The sequence below is a fragment of the Nonlabens tegetincola genome (assembly GCF_002117085.1).
In the GTDB taxonomy this organism is placed as follows: Bacteria; Bacteroidota; Bacteroidia; order Flavobacteriales; family Flavobacteriaceae; genus Nonlabens; species Nonlabens tegetincola.
Window position 1 is genome coordinate 703,251 of record NZ_CP019342.1, and the last position, 18,350, is coordinate 721,600.

At 36.4% G+C, this 18,350-nt stretch carries 18 protein-coding genes; 14 read left to right on the forward strand and 4 right to left on the reverse strand.

Annotated features, from left to right (window positions below):
• The first annotated feature begins 56 nt into the window (after positions 1-56).
• Together tsaD and BST91_RS03485 are read left to right on the forward strand one after the other, a co-directional pair.
• On the forward strand, positions 57-1,073 hold the full coding sequence (gene tsaD, locus BST91_RS03480; RefSeq protein WP_060522804.1) for a tRNA (adenosine(37)-N6)-threonylcarbamoyltransferase complex transferase subunit TsaD: 1,017 nt from the start codon (positions 57-59) through the stop codon (positions 1,071-1,073).
• On the forward strand, positions 1,073-1,774 hold the full coding sequence (locus BST91_RS03485; RefSeq protein ID WP_085774464.1) for a 16S rRNA (uracil(1498)-N(3))-methyltransferase: 702 nt from the start codon (positions 1,073-1,075) through the stop codon (positions 1,772-1,774). The genes tsaD and BST91_RS03485 overlap by 1 nt, the downstream gene beginning before the upstream one ends.
• On the opposite strand, the gene BST91_RS03490 is transcribed toward BST91_RS03485, so the two are convergent.
• On the reverse strand, positions 1,761-2,024 hold the full coding sequence (locus BST91_RS03490; protein WP_085774465.1) for a hypothetical protein: 264 nt from the start codon (positions 2,022-2,024) through the stop codon (positions 1,761-1,763). The two genes, BST91_RS03485 and BST91_RS03490, sit on opposite strands and share 14 nt — an antisense overlap.
• Before the next feature lie 23 nt (positions 2,025-2,047).
• The gene (locus BST91_RS03495; protein ID WP_085774466.1) at positions 2,048-2,518 is read right to left on the reverse strand and encodes a DUF1223 domain-containing protein; all 471 of its coding nucleotides are present in this window, start codon (positions 2,516-2,518) and stop codon (positions 2,048-2,050) included.
• 109 nt (positions 2,519-2,627) lie between these two features.
• On the opposite strand from BST91_RS03495, the gene BST91_RS03500 reads away from it, so the two are divergent.
• From BST91_RS03500 to BST91_RS03510, 3 genes are read left to right on the forward strand one after another with little or no spacing between them, the layout of a single operon-like run.
• Positions 2,628-3,269 carry a DUF4159 domain-containing protein gene (locus BST91_RS03500; protein ID WP_085774467.1) on the forward strand — a complete coding sequence of 214 codons (642 nt, stop codon included), beginning with the start codon at positions 2,628-2,630 and terminating at the stop codon, positions 3,267-3,269.
• A complete protein-coding gene (locus tag BST91_RS03505) occupies positions 3,269-4,369 on the forward strand; it encodes an AI-2E family transporter (protein ID WP_085774468.1) in 1,101 nt (366 codons plus the stop codon). Before BST91_RS03500 ends, BST91_RS03505 begins: the two co-directional genes overlap by 1 nt.
• Positions 4,369-5,541, forward strand: coding sequence for a class I SAM-dependent methyltransferase (locus tag BST91_RS03510; protein ID WP_085774469.1), 1,173 nt, complete (start codon positions 4,369-4,371; stop codon positions 5,539-5,541). Before BST91_RS03505 ends, BST91_RS03510 begins: the two co-directional genes overlap by 1 nt.
• Here the strand turns inward: BST91_RS03510 and BST91_RS03515 are convergent.
• Positions 5,538-6,341 (reverse strand): lysophospholipid acyltransferase family protein, encoded by an 804-nt coding sequence (locus tag BST91_RS03515; RefSeq protein WP_042278430.1) that lies wholly within the window; start codon positions 6,339-6,341, stop codon positions 5,538-5,540. The genes BST91_RS03510 and BST91_RS03515 overlap by 4 nt on opposite strands.
• A 74-nt stretch (positions 6,342-6,415) precedes the next feature.
• Complete coding sequence (locus BST91_RS03520) at positions 6,416-7,132, reverse strand: class I SAM-dependent methyltransferase (protein WP_085774470.1); 717 nt, start codon at positions 7,130-7,132, stop codon at positions 6,416-6,418.
• A 160-nt stretch (positions 7,133-7,292) separates the two neighbouring features.
• Between BST91_RS03520 and htpG the strand changes: the two genes are divergently transcribed.
• The 9 genes from htpG (at position 7,293) to BST91_RS03565 (ending at position 18,345) form a co-directional block, all read left to right on the forward strand.
• Entirely contained in the window at positions 7,293-9,176 is a 1,884-nt protein-coding gene (gene htpG / locus BST91_RS03525; protein ID WP_085774471.1) for a molecular chaperone HtpG, read from the forward strand.
• A gap of 507 nt (positions 9,177-9,683) precedes the next feature.
• Positions 9,684-10,988, forward strand: a complete 1,305-nt coding sequence (locus BST91_RS03530) for a hypothetical protein (protein ID WP_085774472.1) — start codon at positions 9,684-9,686, stop codon at positions 10,986-10,988.
• 82 nt (positions 10,989-11,070) lie between these two features.
• A complete protein-coding gene (locus BST91_RS03535; RefSeq protein ID WP_085774473.1) occupies positions 11,071-12,375 on the forward strand; it encodes a hypothetical protein in 1,305 nt (434 codons plus the stop codon).
• A 73-nt stretch (positions 12,376-12,448) separates the two neighbouring features.
• On the forward strand, positions 12,449-13,726 hold the full coding sequence (locus tag BST91_RS03540; protein WP_085774474.1) for a hypothetical protein: 1,278 nt from the start codon (positions 12,449-12,451) through the stop codon (positions 13,724-13,726).
• Positions 13,727-13,791: 65 nt separating this feature from the next.
• Positions 13,792-15,060, forward strand: coding sequence for a hypothetical protein (locus BST91_RS03545; protein WP_085774475.1), 1,269 nt, complete (start codon positions 13,792-13,794; stop codon positions 15,058-15,060).
• Between the two features lie 56 nt (positions 15,061-15,116).
• On the forward strand, positions 15,117-15,620 hold the full coding sequence (locus BST91_RS03550) for a hypothetical protein (protein ID WP_085774476.1): 504 nt from the start codon (positions 15,117-15,119) through the stop codon (positions 15,618-15,620).
• A 3-nt stretch (positions 15,621-15,623) separates the two neighbouring features.
• On the forward strand, positions 15,624-16,358 hold the full coding sequence (locus BST91_RS03555; RefSeq protein ID WP_085774477.1) for a CsgE family curli-type amyloid fiber assembly protein: 735 nt from the start codon (positions 15,624-15,626) through the stop codon (positions 16,356-16,358).
• Between the two features lie 18 nt (positions 16,359-16,376).
• The gene (locus BST91_RS03560; protein WP_235783964.1) at positions 16,377-16,805 is read left to right on the forward strand and encodes a curli assembly protein CsgF; all 429 of its coding nucleotides are present in this window, start codon (positions 16,377-16,379) and stop codon (positions 16,803-16,805) included.
• 13 nt (positions 16,806-16,818) lie between these two features.
• A complete protein-coding gene (locus BST91_RS03565; RefSeq protein ID WP_085774478.1) occupies positions 16,819-18,345 on the forward strand; it encodes a CsgG/HfaB family protein in 1,527 nt (508 codons plus the stop codon).
• The last annotated feature ends 5 nt before the right edge of the window (positions 18,346-18,350 follow it).

Genomic DNA, 18,350 nt, shown 5'->3' on the forward strand with positions numbered 1-18,350 from the left:
TATGGTAGAACAGTTATTTTTGCAAAGATGACCAAATTTTGTGCCTAAAAGACATAATGAAACTACAAAATTCTTACATACTTGCCATAGAATCATCTTGTGACGATACGTCTTGCGCAATTTTAAAAAATAATCAGGTGCTCAGCAACGTAACTGCAGCACAAGCTATTCATGAACAATATGGTGGAGTAGTGCCAGAATTAGCTTCAAGAGCTCATCAATCCAATATTGTTCCCACAGTTGATGTCGCTATCAAAAATGCCGGTATTGATAAAAACGAACTTACAGCTATAGCCTTTACAAAAGGTCCAGGTCTTATGGGAAGTTTGTTAGTAGGAACAAGTTTTGCAAAATCTCTTGCTCTTTCGCTCAATATTCCGTTAATCGATGTTCACCATATGCAAGCTCATATACTAGCTCATTTTATTGATCATGGTCAACGAGTTCCTGAGTTTCCTTTTTTAGGAGTTACTATAAGCGGTGGACACACACAAATCGTAAAGGTGACCGATTATCACAAAATGGAGGTTATAGGAACCACTCAAGATGATGCAATAGGTGAGGCCTTTGACAAGTCTGGAAAGTTGATGGGACTAGGATATCCTGCTGGACCTCAAATCGACAAACTAGCTCAATTAGGTAATCCGTCTGCCTTTGAATTCCCTATTCCCAAAGCTCCTGGGCTCAACTTTAGTTTCAGTGGATTTAAAACTGCGGTATTGTACTTTTTACAAAAGGAGAAAAGTAAAAACCCAAATTTTGTAGAAGAAAATCTAGCCGATTTGTGCGCTAGTATTCAACACACGCTCATTAAAATTCTATTTAAAAAGCTAGAAAAGGCTGTCAAGGAAACTGGGATTAAAAGAGTGGCAATCGGCGGTGGAGTAAGTGCAAATTCAGGAATAAGGACTGCTTTACAAGCAAAACAGCAGCAAGGTTGGGACATCTTTATTCCTCCATTTGAATACACAACAGACAACGCTGCCATGATAGGAATAAGTGCCTATTTCAAATATTTGAATCAAGAATTCTGCGGTTTGGACGTGAGTGCCGCACCTAGATTATCCATGTAATGCAATTATTTTATTTCGGAAAAATAGAACCAGACCAATCTTCTATAGAATTACCTAAAGATGAGACACGGCACATTTCACGAGTTTTGCGTAAGAAACAAGGCAATCAAATTCATATTACCGACGGTAATGGTAGACTGTTTCTAGGGACAATTATGTCAATTACTAGTACAAAATGTGTGGTTAATCTCGCTTTCGCGAAAGCGGAATCACAACCAACATCTAGTTTACACATTGCCATTGCACCTACCAAAATGAACGACCGTATGGAGTGGTTTTTAGAAAAGGCCACAGAAATGGGAATAGCTAGGATAACTCCTATACTATGCGACCATAGTGAGCGTAAAAAAATCAATCTTGAACGTTTTGAAAAAATTGTGGTAAGTGCAATGAAGCAAAGTAACAGATTGTTTTTACCTGTCCTTGATGAACTCACGGATTTTAGAGAATTTCTTTTATCAACTCATGGAAGTAGATTAATTGCGCATTGTGAAGAGGACGGAGAAAAAAGTGAACTTATCAATGAATTACAACCTCACACATGTTTATTAATAGGTCCAGAAGGCGATTTTTCAAATGAAGAAATAGAACTCGCAAAATCTTCAGGTTTTAAACCAGTGTCTTTAGGACCAACTCGACTGCGTACAGAGACTGCTGGAGTCTACGCTGCAGCAATATTTAATGCTACTAAATTGAATTAGATATAGTTGCGGCTATAATTTCGTTGTTTGTGTTTTTTACGATAAGAGCAATTTTATAGCTGTTGGTTAAGGGAAAGCGATTTGGGATGTCTATACTGGATTGCCCTTTTTTGTCTATTGTTCCTATGCGTTCTTTGTATAAAACAATGTGAGTTTGATGTAATTCATTACCTTCATTTTCTCCTGAATCAATAAGAGTGGTTTGTTCCTCTAATAATAAGGCTAGGTGAGCATCTTCATAATCTTCCACATTAGATAAATCATAGATTATATCTAAATGATTTTTTTACGCTTTACGATTGGAGTGGTTATTTTTTTTATCTGATGGCTATTATTAAGATAGGTGTTCAGTTTTTTAATATCATTACCAGAAAACTCTTCCATTCCATTGACTACCACTTGTGGTGTGTAGTTATTGAGTTCAAATTTTGAATTGTAAGCGGTTTGATATTCGTCAAAGTCTCTTCTTGAAAAACGATCTACCCAACCTAGTTTATTCCAGTATGTTACCGGATAACACAGTGTTACTACATTAGGGTAATGTTTTATTTGGCTAATGGTAGCCTCTGCACTAGGACAATCTGCACATCCTTGTGAGGTAAATAATTCTAGCACCACAGGATAATCCCGCTCTACCGCTGGAATGGGTAGTTGCTTATTATTGTAATGGCTGTATGTTATAATTCCTACTATACCAAAAAAACTTAGCAAGGGAACTATGTATTGGAGTTGGTTAAATTTCATTTTATTATTTTCAAATATAACAAAGTCAGTAATCTACTCTCTTATCTATATTCATCTACAGGTAAATATTTGTTCCTTTTGAAAATGGAATGTTGTATTTTGCAAAACTATGAGAAAGATTTTAATCTTGTTGTTATTTCTTACAGTATCTGTGTTAAACGCGCAACAGCTGGCTGTTTTGAAATATAATGGCGGTGGTGATTGGTATTCAAACCCAACCGCTGTTCCCAATCTTATTACGTATTGTAATGAAAATATAGGCACTACCATTGATCGAGAAGTAGCTACTGTAGAACCTGGTTCGGTGGACATTTTTCAATTCCCATACGTGCACATGACAGGTCACGGTAATGTAATTTGGAATGATGATGAGGTTGAAAATTTACGTAATTACTTAATGAGTGGCGGTTTTTTGCATATAGACGATAATTACGGAATGGAACAATATTTAAACAAGGAGTTAATAAAACTATTTCCACAACAGGAATTAATCGAATTGCCAGCAACTCATCCTATATTTAACAATTATGCCAGTTTTCCATCTGGTTTGCCTAAAATCCATGAACACGATGGTAAAAGGCCACAAGCTAAAGGATTGTTTTATGAAGGTAGGTTGGTATTATTGTTTACAGTAGAAAGTGATCTAGGCGATGGTTGGGAAAGCCCAGAGGTTCATAATGATCCACCAGAAGTTCGCAAAAAGGCACTTGATATGGGTGCAAATATTATCAAATACGTTTTTTCTAATTAATGAGTTCGTCTGTGTCATCAAAAACTATATCCTTTGGGATTTTAAGAGCATTAGCTTTTTTACTGGGATTATTTGTTCTAGCTTGGTTTCTATGGTCTATTACTGCTGTTCTAGCATATATTGGAATTGCAGCGGTATTATCTCTTATAGGTAGGCCTATTGTCATGTTTTTAAGAGACCGGTTAAAGTTTGGAAACACGTTTGCTGTTTTACTTACTTTGGTTTTTTTACTTATACTCATATTAAGTGCAGTTTCATTATTAATTCCACTAGCCATAGAGCAAAGTGACAACCTGAAGTTGTTAGATAATGATGAGGTGTCTCGAAATTTAGAAATTTTTGCCAATCAAGTAAGTGAGTTTTTTGGAATACAGCGTGTTAACATCTATGAGCTAGTTATAGAAACGGAGTATTACCAAAAATTTAATCTTGGATTTTTCTCAGACCTGATTATTCAACTTTTTAGTGCCTTAGGAGATTTTGCAATAGGATTATTTTCTATAATGTTCATTACTTTTTTCTTACTAAAAGACAGTCGACTGTTATTAGAAGGAATATTGGTTTTTTCAAAGGAAGGTAATGAAGGTAGGTTTTTGAGAGCCTTTACTAAAATCAAACAGCTTTTATCCCGATATTTCATAGGTCTTGTTTTTCAAGTACTAATTTTATTTGTCCTTTATACCATTATTTTAATTATCACCGGTACAGAAAATGCCATATTAATAGCATTTTTCTGTGCGCTATTAAATCTTGTACCTTATTTAGGTCCGGCAGTAGGATACGTTCTTATGAGTGCATTTGTAATTACGGATAATTTAGGGGCAAACTTTAGTGAAGTTATCTTCCCTAAATTGATCATTATTGCGGTAGGATATGGAATAGTTCAAACTATCGATAACTTTCTTAATCAGCCTTTAATATTTGGTAAGAGTGTAAAATCACATCCATTAGAAATTTTCATCATTATCTTAATAGCAGGAATAGTATTTGGAGTGGTAGGACTAGTTCTAGCAGTACCGACGTACACAGCTATTAAAGTAATCGCTCAAGAGTTTTTAAGTGAATATAAAATTGTTAAGAAGTTAACTCGTAATTTGTAATGAATGAGCATCTTACTGATAAAGAAGTAGTAGCCTATTTAAAAAAGATAATTCATAGCAATCCGCTTGATATAGCTCTTAAAAAATCTCCGTTTCCCCATGTATCATCTAACCAACTAGCGCAACAGCTAGCTGGTATGCAAATCGCTCGTAAAAAATTTCCAGATCTCTATGAAAATAGAGAAATTATCTATCCACCTAAAGTAAATCTTGAACAAACGAGTTCGCAAACGGCCGCTTCTTACAAAGCGTCACGAATTAAAGGGCCCATTATAGACCTCACAGGTGGCTTTGGGATTGATTGTTGTGCGTTTTACCAACATTCGTGTAAAGATGTGACTCACGTTGAATTAAATCCAGATTTACAAACGTACTCTGAGCATCTATTTAAAACTTTGGATTATAGCATTCATTCGGTTAATGCAAACGGACTCACGTATTTGAAGGAAACTGATAGGCACTTTGAATCGATTTATTTAGATCCTAGTCGTAAGACTAGCTCAAAAAGCAAAGCATTATTTATTGAAGATTACGAGCCCAATGTGTTAGAATTCAAGGAATTGTTGTTAGCTAAAGCAAATCAAGTCTGGATTAAAACGTCACCCATGCTAGATTTATCACAAGGCATCCAACAATTGCAAAATGTTCAAGAGATACATATTGTCGCCGTTAAAAATGAAGTGAAAGAGGTTTTATGGAAATTAGATAAATCAACTAATTACTCTCCTGTTATTCATTGTGTTAATTTGGAAACAAATCAAAACGTATTTCAATTCCCATGGGATAGTATTTCTCCTACCACGACCTATGAATCGCCACAAACTTTCTTAATTGAACCTAATGCGGCCATAATGAAGTCTCAAGGGTTCAGCGAGTTTTCAAAGAAGTATGGTTTAGATAAGATAGACGCAAACAGTCATTTATTCACAGCTACGACAATTGAGCCTGGTATTCCTGGTAGAGTTTTTAAAATAAAAGAGATTGCTCCTTATCAACCTAAATCTGTAAAAAAGAAGTATGGAAATCAAAGATTTGGTGTAGTAACTCGTAATTTTAAATTGAGTGTACAACAACTCAGGCAAAAATTTAAACTAGGAGAGCATGAGACAGACTATTTATTTTTTACTACTGTAAAAGGAAGTCTTTCGGTCATACGAGGACAAAAAATTTAATATTCCCACATACGTTTTTTATTCAATTCCTCTTGTGCGTTCAATTCTTCTTGTGGAATTACTTTTAAAAAACTCGGGTGTTGTTCAATAGCATATTCAATTTTCTCCACAAGGTCATCTACACTAATAGTATCATAATCAATGTCTAGAGGTTCTTTTATAATAAAGGATTGTAGAATATTTCTCTTTTTAATTCGAAGACCTTTTTTATCAAAGCTTCTTCTAAAACCATCAATAACAATAGGAACCACTATAGGCTTGTATTGTTTGATTATGTGAGCGGTTCCTTTTCTAATAGGTTTAAACGGTTTAGTTGTTCCTTGCGGAAAAGTAATTACCCAACCATCCTCTAAGGCTACACCTATATTTTTTGTGTCATCAGGATTTACAGATCGTTGAATCTCCTTACCCTTTGCTCGCCAGGTTCTTTCTACTGATATGGCACCAGCATAAGCAAGAATTTTAGGCAGTAGTCCACTGCGCATGGTTTCTTTTGCTGCAACGTAATAGATGTTAAGTTTAGGCTTCCATAAGTAGCCTATATTTTTAATCGTGTTTTCTCTTCCTTTTAATGCGGCATTGAATACGTGAAACATGCAAACTACATCGGCAAAATAAGTTTGATGATTAGATATAAATAAAACATGACGATCTGGAAGATCTCTTATGATCTCACTACCTTCTATATGTAATTCATTAAACCCTTGATAGCGTCTATGAGAAAGTAGACCTGCAATTCTAATCAACCACTTTTTCAAAAAAAGAATATGTCCGAAAGGATTTTTCTTTAATAATCCCATATAAATCCTAGAATTTTAGAGTCTGCTAAGATAGGTATAGATAAATAAATAAAAACTTATTGACTAGCAATTAGTTAGCTTATGCTCAGTTGGGCCAGGTAGTCGTAATGATCGCCATCCATTACTTTAGTGCAAGAAAAACCTGCTTTTTGGGCATGCTCATTAAGAGTCTCAAAATCGCAGTACAACCAGGGAAACGGATCACTTATTAAGTTCTTATACTTAAATTGAAAACTCACTTCGCCATAGTAATCAATGCCAGCAGGAATCCATAAACCACCATCTTCATCATCTTCATAAAGGAATTTTAGGTCAGAGCTGTCTATTAAAACCTGCCCGTTTTTTGAAAGCAACGCTTTTAATTGCCTTAAATAATCGGTAAGTTTATTCAGAGATTGCATGATTCCTGTACCATTCATCAACATTAGAATAGTATCATAGGTTCCTTTATGATCCCACACAGATTGTTGCATTACCTTCAAGTGATCAAAATTAAATCTATTTTTAACCACATCAATAGCTCCGGCACTTATGTCAATTGCAGTTACAGGTAAGGAACGGGATAAAAGAACGGCGGTATGGCATCCGGCAGCACAGCCTACCTCGAGCACACTACCGGAACTTAAAGACAATGCCTTGCGTTCTATCTTTGGCATGTCATCAATAGATCTAAATAAATAGGACACCGGTAAAACATCATCCTCCATAGTTGGACTTAATACCTCGATATCGGTACGGTCATCTTGAAAATAATAATTGCGAATAGCAGTTCCTAATACATCTTGATCCATAGTGCAAAGTTACTCTTTAAACTTTTCAATTGTGACATAATTACTGCCAGCTTGACACCCATTTTATAATTGGTACTAGGTTTGAATAGTGGGCTAGTAATGTAAATAATTACGCTTTCGCGAAAGCGTAACAAACACAAATACTAATAAAACTATAACTATGTCACAAAAAGGAACTATTAATGTAGCTGTGGAGAATATTTTCCCACTGATTAAGAAGTTTTTATACAGCGATCACGAAATCTTTTTGAGAGAACTTGTTTCTAATGCAACAGATGCAACTCTTAAATTAAAACATCTTGCTAGGATAGGAGAGGCCAATGTTGAATTAGGAGATCAACAAATTGAAATCAAGATTGATAAAGAGGCAAAAACATTAAGTATTATCGATCGAGGTATCGGGATGACGGAAGATGAGGTGCAAAAGTATATTAATGAAGTCGCTTTTTCTGGTGCCGAGGAGTTTCTTGAAAAGTATAAAGACACAGCACAAGATAGTGGAATAATTGGTCACTTTGGTCTAGGGTTTTATAGTGCTTTTATGGTTGCCGATAAAGTAGAGATCATTACAAAATCCTTTAAAGATGAACCTGCTGTACACTGGACCTGTGATGGATCACCACAATATACGCTAGAGCAAGCTGATAAAACAGAGTTTGGAACTGAGATCGTTTTACATATATCTGAAGACGAGACAGAATTTTTAGAGGATCATAGAATTACCGAGCTATTAAACAAGTATAATAAGTTTATGCCGGTGCCTATTAAATTTGGTACACGAACAGAGACTTTACCAAAACCAGAAGATGCTAAAGAGGAAGATCCTGCACCTACTCAAGAAGTAGACAACATTATAAACAATCCAGATCCAGCATGGACTAAACAACCTGCTGATCTAGAGGATCAAGATTATAAAAATTTCTATCGCGAACTGTATCCTATGCAGTTTGAGGAACCATTATTCCATATCCACCTAAATGTAGATTATCCATTCAACTTAACGGGTATTTTGTTTTTCCCAAAAATGACGGGAGATTTAAATATTCAAAAAGATCGCATACAACTGTATCAAAATCAAGTATTTGTTACAGATAATGTAGAAGGTATTGTTCCAGAATTTTTGACCATGTTGCGTGGTGTGATAGACAGTCCTGATATACCATTAAATGTATCACGCTCATACTTACAGGCCGATGGTGCTGTTAAGAAAATCTCTAGCTACATTACAAGAAAGGTGGCAGATAAGTTGAAATCATTATTTAATAATGATAGAGAAGGATTTGAGAAAAAGTGGAATGACATTAAACTGGTGATTGAGTATGGAATGTTGAGTGAGGAGAAGTTTTTTGAAAAAGCTGATGCTTTTGCACTTTACCCAACAGTGAACGATACTTTCTTCACTTGGAACGAACTTATTGAAAAAGTAGGTGAATTACAAAAGGATAAAGATGGTAAGACCGTTCTATTATATGCTTCAAACAAAGAAGAGCAAGACAGTTATATTACCGCTGCTCATGAAAAAGGCTATGAGGTATTGTTACTAGATAGTCCAATAGTTTCTCATCTTATGCAGAAATTAGAAACTAGTAAGGAGAACATATCATTTGCTAGAGTTGATGCTGACCATATTGATAACCTCATTAAAAAGGAGGAGAACACAGTATCAAAACTTAATGAAGAAGAACAAGAGCAATTGAAAACTGCTGTAAGTGACGTAATCGCAAGTACTAATTACAACGTTCAGGTAGAGGCGATGAGCAGTGATGCAGCTCCTTTCATGATTACTCAGCCAGAATTCATGCGACGAATGAAAGAAATGCAAGCTACTGGTGGAGGAATGATGGGTATGGGAAATATGCCTGATATGTATAATCTTGTCGTCAACAGTAATCATGAATTAATATCAAAGATTGTTGCTGCACCAGATGGTAAAAAACAGGAATTGATTAAACAATCTGTAGATCTTGCTAAACTGAGCCAAGGTCTTTTAAAAGGTAAAGATTTAACAGACTTTATTAAACGTAGTTACGATTTAGTGAATTAATCTTGGAAATCTAATTGTAAAACCGCCAGATTTTAAAAAATCTGGCGGTTTTTTTGTTGAAGCTAGAAAAGTCGTTGATTTTTCATCCGATAAAATACTTAAAAAGAGGTTTTTAAGTAAAATACTCTAGAATAATACTAGGGTTTTAAGCTCTACTCATCGTATTTAAGTGTTTTTTATCTATTTAACTTAAAATTAACATAAATTTTTAACTATTGAATTTACTAGTGTTTTCATCGATTTGTACCCATTAATGGGAATAGCGCTAGCAATAATGTACTTGCTTAACACTTTTTTTTATGTGTACATTTGGAATGTCTTCAACGGCCAACCCTAATTGCACTAGAAGATAACGACAAAATCCCTTATGTCGTTTTATCGTACCCTACTACGGTTTTAAATAGTCCCCTTTAGAATAATTAACATTATTCCAACTGTAAATAATGCGTAAGATTATTTAGAGTGCTCAAGATGAATGTGTTTTTATTAATTCTAAATATTCTAATTATGAACCGAGTAAATTTAAGTGTAGCAGCACTTCTTGTGGCTGGATTTGCCTTTGCGCAATCTCCACAAACTGTAGCAAGCCCAGGTCAGCAAACTGCACCTGTAGCTGTATTACCAGCTGCTTCTGCTGGAGGTAACTATTCCAATATTGACCAGAAAGCAGTAGGTAGTGATGCCATGGTACAACAACAAGGTACCTCAAACATCTCATTTATTGATCAAACAGGATCAAATGCATCAAACAAAAATAATGTAGATGTACTACAATGGGGTAACGTACAACCAGGTATTAGTGGTTACCTAAACTATTCTGATATTAAACAGACTGGTGAAGGAAACAACTTTGACCTAATGCAACAAGGAGATAAAAACGAAAACTTTGGTCTACAAAATGGTGTAGACAATAGTGTTGTTGTGCAACAAGGTGCTAATACTCCACAGCAAGCTGAAGAAAATCTTGCTTTATCAGACCAAGACGGTCTTGAAAACTATGCTGAAATTCAGCAAAGATATGACAACAACAAAGCAACTATCACGCAACGTAATGACGTGTCATCAGGTGCTGGTAACTGGTCATATCAAGAACAAATTGCAAATCCTAACCAAAGTGCAGGTCACACTGCAGTAGGTGAGCAATGGGGTGACGATAATACGTTAATCCAATTGCAAGAAGGATCTGCATCTGGACCTAACTCTTTAGGTAACTACGCTCAAGCAAATCAAGGAGATGCTCTTGCAGCTCCAGACAGCGCAACAGGTGCATTTGCTCAACAAGTACAATTAGGTGACGGTAACGAAGCTTATGCAGGTCAAAAATTGACCAACGATACTTCTTTCCAAGAGCAAATAGGTGATCTTAACCTTGCTGAGGTTAAGCAGAACTTAAGTGGTTCAAATGCAGGTGGTGATAACCATGCTGAACAATACCAAGATGGTAACTTGAACGAAGCTAGAATCGATCAGAATGGTAATAACAACATAGCTTTACAAGAGCAATATGGTGATGACAACTACTCTAAGATTAAGCAACGTTACGGGCAAGTAACTGGTAATGAAGCTATTTCTTATCAAAACGGTACATTGAACAACTCTGTTATTAATCAACAAGCTAATGCAAACATGGCTCTTGTAGATCAAACAGGTGATGGTCAAATGTCTGTAATCAACCAAAACAACCCACTTAACGGTTCTCCAGCAGCTACTTCTGGATCTAACAGTGCAACTGTTATTCAAAGAAACGCTAACGTGGCATTAACTCCATCTACGCTTAAAGCGGCTCAAACAAGAGCAGATCGTCGTAGATAGTATAACTAATCCAGCACCTACCGAGAATCTTCATTCCCTGTCTGGTGCTGGATTTTAATTCTAAATTCTAAATATCAAAACCATGAAAAATATATTATTAAGTGCAGGAGCTATGCTTATCGCTAGCGTTGCATTTGCACAAACACCAGCGACGGTACCAGCAACGACTCCTTCTGCGATTGCAGTGCCTACTCCACAAGTATCTCCAACTCTTGGAGCAACAGTAGGAGGAAACTATTCTAATATCAATCAAAAAGCTGTAGGTAGTAACGCTTTAGTAGAACAGCAAGGTACTGCTAATGCTTCATACATAGACCAAACAGGATCTGATGTTGGTAATAAAAATAACGTTTACGTTAAACAATGGGGTAATGTTCAACCATCTATTTCAGGTTATCAAAACCACTCTGAAATCACTCAAGATGGTGCAGGAAATGACTTCACAGCTTTACAACAAGGTGATACCAATATGAACTTTGGATCGCAAGTAGGTCTAGATAATACCGTGATGGTAAAACAAGGAGCTAATGCTGCTCAACAAGCACAAGATAATGTTGCCCTTTCTGATCAAGATGGTAAAGACAACAGTGCAGAAATCGAGCAATATTATGATAACAATATGGCTTCTATTACACAACGCAATGATCAAGTAGCTGGTATAGGTAACCAATCTTATCAATTGCAAACAGCTAACCCTAACCAAACTGCTGGACACACAGCTATTGGTGAACAATGGGGTGATGACAACAAATTAGTTCAAATGCAAGATAGTGGTAGTCCTGCGAGTGGTGGAGCTAATCATGCTGAGGCTTATCAAGGTGACGCAACTGCTGGAGCAGTGAATGCTTTTGCTCAACAATTACAGTCTGGAGATAATAATGAGGCATACTCTAACCAATTTGGTGTAAATGACGAGTCTTTCCAAGAGCAAAATGGTTCTGCAAACGTAGCTGTAGCTAGGCAAAACACTCTTCCAACTAACGGAGGTGACAATTTATTAGAGCAATATCAAGAAGGTACTGGTAACAGAGCTAGTGCAGATCAAAATGGTAGTAACAACCAGTCTTTCCAAGAACAGTACGGTACAAATAACAGTGCTGTATTAACTCAGCGTCAAGGTCAAATAGCTGGTAACGTTGCCTTATCTATTCAAGAAGGTATGAACCACCAGTCTGAAATCAACCAAAAGACTTCTGGTAACATGGCTACTGTAGATCAAACTGGTCACGGGCAAATGAGTATTGTTAATCAAAACTACCCAGCAGGTAATGGTACTACTGCTCAGGCAGGTGCTGGGTACAACAGTGCAACGGTTATTCAAAGAGATGCTAACGTAGCATTAACTCCACAATTACAGAGAGCTAACGCAACTAGAGCTAGATTCTAATAAAACCATCTACAAACATCTAGTCTATAATTAAAATAGGCTAGATGTTTTCAATATTCTAAATCTATAAACTATGAAAAATTTATTCTTAACTGCTGGGGCAATGTTAATAGCAGGTGCAGCTTTTGCTCAAACACCTTCTATGGTACAAGTTCCTACTCAGCAGAGCTCGCCTACCGCGACAGCCACAGTAGGTGGAAACTACTCTAATATCAATCAAAAAGCCGTAGGTAGTAATGCCTTGGTAGAGCAACAAGGAACTGCAAATGCTTCTTTTATTGATCAAACTGGATCTGACCAGAGTAATAAAAATGAAGTTTATGTAAAGCAATGGGGTAATGTACAACCATCCATTTCCGGTCATTTGAATTATTCTGATATTACTCAAAATGGTGCAGGTAACGATTTTACTGCTTTACAACAAGGTGATGAAAACCAAAACTTTGGTACCCAAGCTGGTTTTGATAACACTGTAATGGTTAAGCAAGGTGCAAACAGTGCACAGCATGCAGAGCACAACATTGCTATTTCTGATCAAGATGGTAAAGAAAACAGCGCAGAAATTGAGCAATATTATGACAATAACGTGGCGACAATTAAGCAACGTAATGATCAAACTGCTGGAATCGGTAACCAATCTTACCAACTTCAAACTGCAAATCCTAATGCTAGCGCTGGTCACACAGCTATTGGTGAGCAATGGGGTGATGATAATAAGTTAGTTCAAATGCAAGATAGCGGTAGCCCTGCGTCTGGTGGTGGTAACTATGCAGAGTCTATGCAAGGTAGTGCTGCACACTCAGCTACAAATGCTTTTGCTCAACAAAAACAGTCAGGAGATCTTAACCAAGCATATGCATCTCAATTAGGAGCAAATAATACATTATTCCAGGAACAATTAGGATCTGGAAACAAAGCGGTTGCATCTCAAGCAGATAACCCTGTAAATGGAAGTAACCTTTATGCTGAGCAGTACCAAGACGGTACCGATAATGAAGCAAGATCAAAGCAGAATGGACGTAACAATGAAGCGTACCAAGAGCAATATGGTCTTATGAACTACTCTACGATTGAACAAAGAGGTGGAGTAAACCCAAATGACGGTAATGTAGCATTATCTATCCAAGATGGTACATTAAACGACAGTAGAATTAAGCAACAAGCTCGTGGTAACACAGCTTTTGCAGATCAAACTGGAGACGGACAAATGAGTGTAATTAATCAAAATCTTACTTCTAACTCATCTCCTAATGGACATGGATACAACAGTGCTACTGTTATCCAAAGAAATGCTAATGTATCACTAGCTCCTCAAGTACAAAGAGCTGGTGCAACTAGAGCTAGATTCTAATAATCATTAATAATCTCGTTCTAGTAGACACTAGAACGAGATTATTTTCATTCAATTATAACCCAATGAAACTCTTTTTAGGTATAGCGTTTTTCCTTCAGGTAAGCATTCTTGTGGCTCAAAATCCACAACAGGTTGTTTCTCCTGGGCAGCAAGGTTATCCTACAAACAATGCTTCCCAAGGTGGAAATTATTCTTCCATTGATCAAAAGCAAGTAGGTAGTGATGTCATTGTAGCCCAGCAAGGTACAGCAAATGCTTCTTTTATTGAACAAACGGGAACTAGTGTAACAAATCGCAACACAGTTTCTGTTTTACAATGGGGAAATGTACAACCAGGAACCAGCGGTGAGCAGAATTATTCTGACATTAAACAAAATGGAGCTGGTAACCAGTACACGCTAATTCAGCAAGGCGATATGAATGAAAACTTTGGTACTCAAGTAGGAGATAACAATAAAGTTCTTGTACAACAAGGCGCAACTATTCCTCAACAAGCACAAAATAACCTAACTCTAGTAAACCAAAATGGTTCACAGAATTATGCACAGGTTCAACAGCGTTTTGACAACAGTCGTGCGCAAATTACACAGCATAATGTAGGAAGTGCCGGTATAGGTAACCGTTCTTATACAGAACAAATTGCAAATCCTAATCAAAGTGCAGGTCATACTGCTATTGTATCACAATATGGCGACGATAACGAGGCGATTCAAAAACAAAGAGGATTTATCTTTTTTCCAAATAACAATGGGAATTACGCTCAAATCGATCAAGGTGATTCAACAACTGCAGCTCAAGGAAATGTCGCTCAACAGTTACAAGCTGGTGATGACAACGAGGCGTATATTACTCAATATGGTAATGATAACGCAGTATTCCAAGAGCAATGGGGCAAATCAAATACAGCAATAGCCTCACAGAATGCAAGTTCTTTGACAGGTGGTTCTAATTACATAGAACAATATCAAGCAGGAACTCATAATCTTGCTAGTGCAACACAAAATGGATCAAATAATCATGCTTATCAGGAACAATATCTTTCTCACAATACCTCAATTATTACTCAAAACGGTGGTCAAAATGGTATGAACGAGGCGATAAGTTTACAGCGTGGTTTACATAACAACTCCTTGATACAACAACAAGCAAGTAACAACTTTGCCTCTGTAGATCAAGTAGGTAACGGTCATACAAGTGTGATTCAACAAAATCAAGGAAGTGTAACACCAAATGCTGGTTCAAACAGTGCTGTTGTTATACAACGTAATGCAAATGTTTCTCTAGCAGGATACTCAAGAAGAGCAGCTGCTACAAGAGCACACCAATTTTAAAAACCCAAGAAGCTGGAGAAATCACAACTCCGGCTTCTTTTAATAAAATAAGAGATATGAAATATTTTCTAATAGTTCTTCTGTTTTCCGCTTTCGCGAAAGCGCAAACATACGTGGATGATCAAAATCTAGTTAATGGAGGAAATTTACAGACAGAAAATGCGCAGCTTAATGTAGCTACCACTACAACACAACAAAACGCTGCAAGAGGTAATACAACTCAAAATAATTCGGTATTTATCGCGCAAGTAGGTGTCAACAACTTGGCACTTACCAATGTAGCATCGAATAATGCTGAGGTTAATATTACTCAATCAGGATCTTACAATTTAACTGATTTGAGAATTAATTCTCTTGTTGTTAGGCAAAATGTAAATCAAAATGGAGTTGGAAATCAATACTATAACTACAGTACTCAAGGTAATTTACTCAATGTGGCTAACGTAAATCAAGAAGGAAATTACAATACTACAATTAGTGTAGGTAACAATAGTGTGACTGAGAGAGTGAGAGTAAACCAGCAAGGAGTAGGAAGTACCGTATATGTACTTCATTATTAATCAATGAAGAGATTTAAATATTTAATAGCATTCGTTTGTTTAATAGGTGCTTTTACTAGCGCACAAGAATCTCTTTACAACAGAACAATAGCAGCAGAAATTGTGCTGGAGCAACAAGCTGAAAATATTGTGATTAAAGCACTTGCTGTAAACAAAACTCAAGTTGATACAGGTATCAGCTATAAGTTTACTGTTTTTACTAAAGACAGTTTAAATAATTCTAGTAAAAATGAACAAAAAGGCAACGGTGTGGTCAAGGCTGGTATCAAAGCCCTTTTAGGTACTACACAGGTAGGAATTAACATTCCAGAAGAAATAAAAATAATGGTACTTATTTATGATCAACTGGATCAATTAATAGGAAAAAAAATAGAAACTATAGCGCCCTATACTACACAATTGGTAACAGCAAACCAATATCGAAATGACGATGAATATTTAGGGTTTAGGGGAATAGTAACTAATAAAACAAGAACAAAACCAGGTAAGGATTTTTATATTGAATTCTTCCGATTATATAAAAAATACAATGTCAATAGTGATAAAATCGTCGTTGTCAGGGAAGTGTTTGGTCAGGGACGTACTTCACAAATTCAAATACAAGTAGGCTTTACCAAGTTAGAGCCCTTTGTACTCAGCCCACAGAAAAAATACATTGAATATATGGCCTCACGTATGCTACAACTAGTATATATCGAGCTACAAAAAATGAAAGAAAAAGAAACTCGAGAATATTAATAACTAAAAACCAAAATCATGCTCAAATCGATTACAACAATGCTCACGTTGTTTATGGTTATTCTGTTAAGCTCAACAACAGATTCCCAAGCTCAACAATTAGTGTACCGACCTATTAATCCAGCCTTTGGTGGCGATACTTTTAACTATCAATGGTTGGTTCAAAGTGCCGAATTACAAAATAAATTTACTGATCCCAATGAAGCAGCCCTTGCAGAAGATGAGTCTGCATTAGATGCTTTTGCTCAAGGTTTGAATAGACAACTTTTAAGTTCGTTGTCTCGTAGTTTATTAAACTTACAATTTGATAGCAGTCAGGATCTAGAACCAGGTACCTTCAGTTTTGGAAATCTTGAAGTGGAAGTCTTGGAATCTTTAGAAGGATTGGTAATAAATATTTTAGATACAACTACAGGTGATCAGACTCAGGTAGTCGTTCCTCAATAAACCAACCTTTATTATGAGACTTTTTAAACTAGTAGTGATACTACTGGCCTGTATTGTTTTGCAGGGATGTGGTGCCTACTTTAACCAGCCTTTAGATACTCAAAACGCTAGAATAGGTGAGACTACAAAAGTTACTGATCGCTTGCGTAATCTTCCACCACCTATCATACCAGCAGTTGTAGGAGTATATAAATTTGAAGACCAAACAGGACAATTTAAATTGAGTGAGGTAGGAAGTACCTTTAGTAACGCTGTTACTCAAGGAGGAACAACTATCCTAATTAAAGCTCTTGAAGATTCTGGATGGTTTAGACCTATCGAGAGAGAAAATCTTACCAATCTAATTACAGAACGTAATTTGATACTAGATACTCGTCGCTCTTATGCCAAGCAAAGCAACACTCAAATGAAGGATTTGGATCCTTTATTATATGCAGGTATCTTAATTGAAGGTGGTATTGTATCGTATGACACTAACGTTCTCACCGGTGGCGCAGGAGCTAGATACTTTGGTGCTGGTGGTTCAACAAAATACCGTCAGGATCGAGTAACTGTTTATTTGAGAGCAGTTTCAACTAAAAGTGGTGAAATATTAAAAACCGTATATGTTTCAAAAACTATTTTCTCACAAGCAGTTGATGCTAGTCTTTTTAGATATGTGAGTTTTCAAAGGTTGCTAGAGGCAGAAACTGGTTTTACTAGAAATGAACCAGGACAGCTTGCTATTAAAGAAGCCATTGAAAAGGCAGTAGAATCTTTGATTATAGAAGGTATAACTGTAAATCTATGGTCACCTGCTGGTGGTCAAGAAGTTGCTACAGCCATGGTTCGTAAGTACAATAAAGAGAAAGAAGTGGCAGAGCGTACTGATGTGTATCAACGTGATCTACTACAACGCCGTAGTAAATTAAGAATTGATTTGGGCGCTGGTGGAACTTACATGCAAGGTGATTTACCCAATGCCGATTATGAACACCATTTTAATGTAGGTCTTAAATATAACTTTAACCCATACCTAGGTGTGCGTGGAAACCTTAGTCAGTTGCGATTAAACAACGAGGGCTTGTTTAATGAACAATTTCACACGGCTGATTTAAATGCCGAAGTTACCTTACTACCTTTTGAATCTTTTACTCCACATGTTTATGGTGGAGCAGGAGTTTTGGCTGTAAATGGAATTTCAAATTTTGAACCTAAATTACAAGTAGGAGCAGGCTTTGAATATGCCTTAACTCCTAGTTTTGGAATTCAAGCTTTTGGTGAATATAACATGACATTTACCGACGAGCTGGACGGAACTGTAGCAGGTAAACGAGATGATAACTATTACAGAGTAGGAATAGGTCTCAATTTTTATCTTGGAGATAATCAAGCGAAACAAAACAATCTTACTAAACAACAACGTAAAGCTAGACGCCGTCAAAAACGTAGCGAGCGCAAGCAATTGAGAGAAAGTTTGAAAAAAGCTAAAGAATTAGATGCGCTTTCTCGTCCTGCTCAACAAGATGATAATTCAAACGAATCTACTAACTCAAACTAAACAAT

Excerpts from the sequence above, each read along its gene's own strand:
- BST91_RS03560 (WP_235783964.1), top strand. The coding sequence starts at position 16,377 with ATGCTCAAATCGATTACAACAATGCTCACGTTGTTTATGGTTATTCTG.
- BST91_RS03550 (WP_085774476.1), top strand. The coding sequence starts at position 15,117 with ATGAAATATTTTCTAATAGTTCTTCTGTTTTCCGCTTTCGCGAAAGCG.
- BST91_RS03520 (WP_085774470.1), bottom strand. The coding sequence starts at position 7,132 with ATGGATCAAGATGTATTAGGAACTGCTATTCGCAATTATTATTTTCAA.
- htpG (WP_085774471.1), top strand. The coding sequence starts at position 7,293 with ATGTCACAAAAAGGAACTATTAATGTAGCTGTGGAGAATATTTTCCCA.
- tsaD (WP_060522804.1), top strand. The coding sequence starts at position 57 with ATGAAACTACAAAATTCTTACATACTTGCCATAGAATCATCTTGTGAC.
- BST91_RS03515 (WP_042278430.1), bottom strand. The coding sequence starts at position 6,341 with ATGGGATTATTAAAGAAAAATCCTTTCGGACATATTCTTTTTTTGAAA.
- BST91_RS03540 (WP_085774474.1), top strand. The coding sequence starts at position 12,449 with ATGAAAAATTTATTCTTAACTGCTGGGGCAATGTTAATAGCAGGTGCA.
- BST91_RS03510 (WP_085774469.1), top strand. The coding sequence starts at position 4,369 with ATGAATGAGCATCTTACTGATAAAGAAGTAGTAGCCTATTTAAAAAAG.
- BST91_RS03505 (WP_085774468.1), top strand. The coding sequence starts at position 3,269 with ATGAGTTCGTCTGTGTCATCAAAAACTATATCCTTTGGGATTTTAAGA.
- BST91_RS03555 (WP_085774477.1), top strand. The coding sequence starts at position 15,624 with ATGAAGAGATTTAAATATTTAATAGCATTCGTTTGTTTAATAGGTGCT.
- BST91_RS03545 (WP_085774475.1), top strand. The coding sequence starts at position 13,792 with ATGAAACTCTTTTTAGGTATAGCGTTTTTCCTTCAGGTAAGCATTCTT.
- BST91_RS03495 (WP_085774466.1), bottom strand. The coding sequence starts at position 2,518 with ATGAAATTTAACCAACTCCAATACATAGTTCCCTTGCTAAGTTTTTTT.
- BST91_RS03500 (WP_085774467.1), top strand. The coding sequence starts at position 2,628 with ATGAGAAAGATTTTAATCTTGTTGTTATTTCTTACAGTATCTGTGTTA.
- BST91_RS03485 (WP_085774464.1), top strand. The coding sequence starts at position 1,073 with ATGCAATTATTTTATTTCGGAAAAATAGAACCAGACCAATCTTCTATA.
- BST91_RS03565 (WP_085774478.1), top strand. The coding sequence starts at position 16,819 with ATGAGACTTTTTAAACTAGTAGTGATACTACTGGCCTGTATTGTTTTG.
- BST91_RS03535 (WP_085774473.1), top strand. The coding sequence starts at position 11,071 with ATGAAAAATATATTATTAAGTGCAGGAGCTATGCTTATCGCTAGCGTT.
- BST91_RS03530 (WP_085774472.1), top strand. The coding sequence starts at position 9,684 with ATGAACCGAGTAAATTTAAGTGTAGCAGCACTTCTTGTGGCTGGATTT.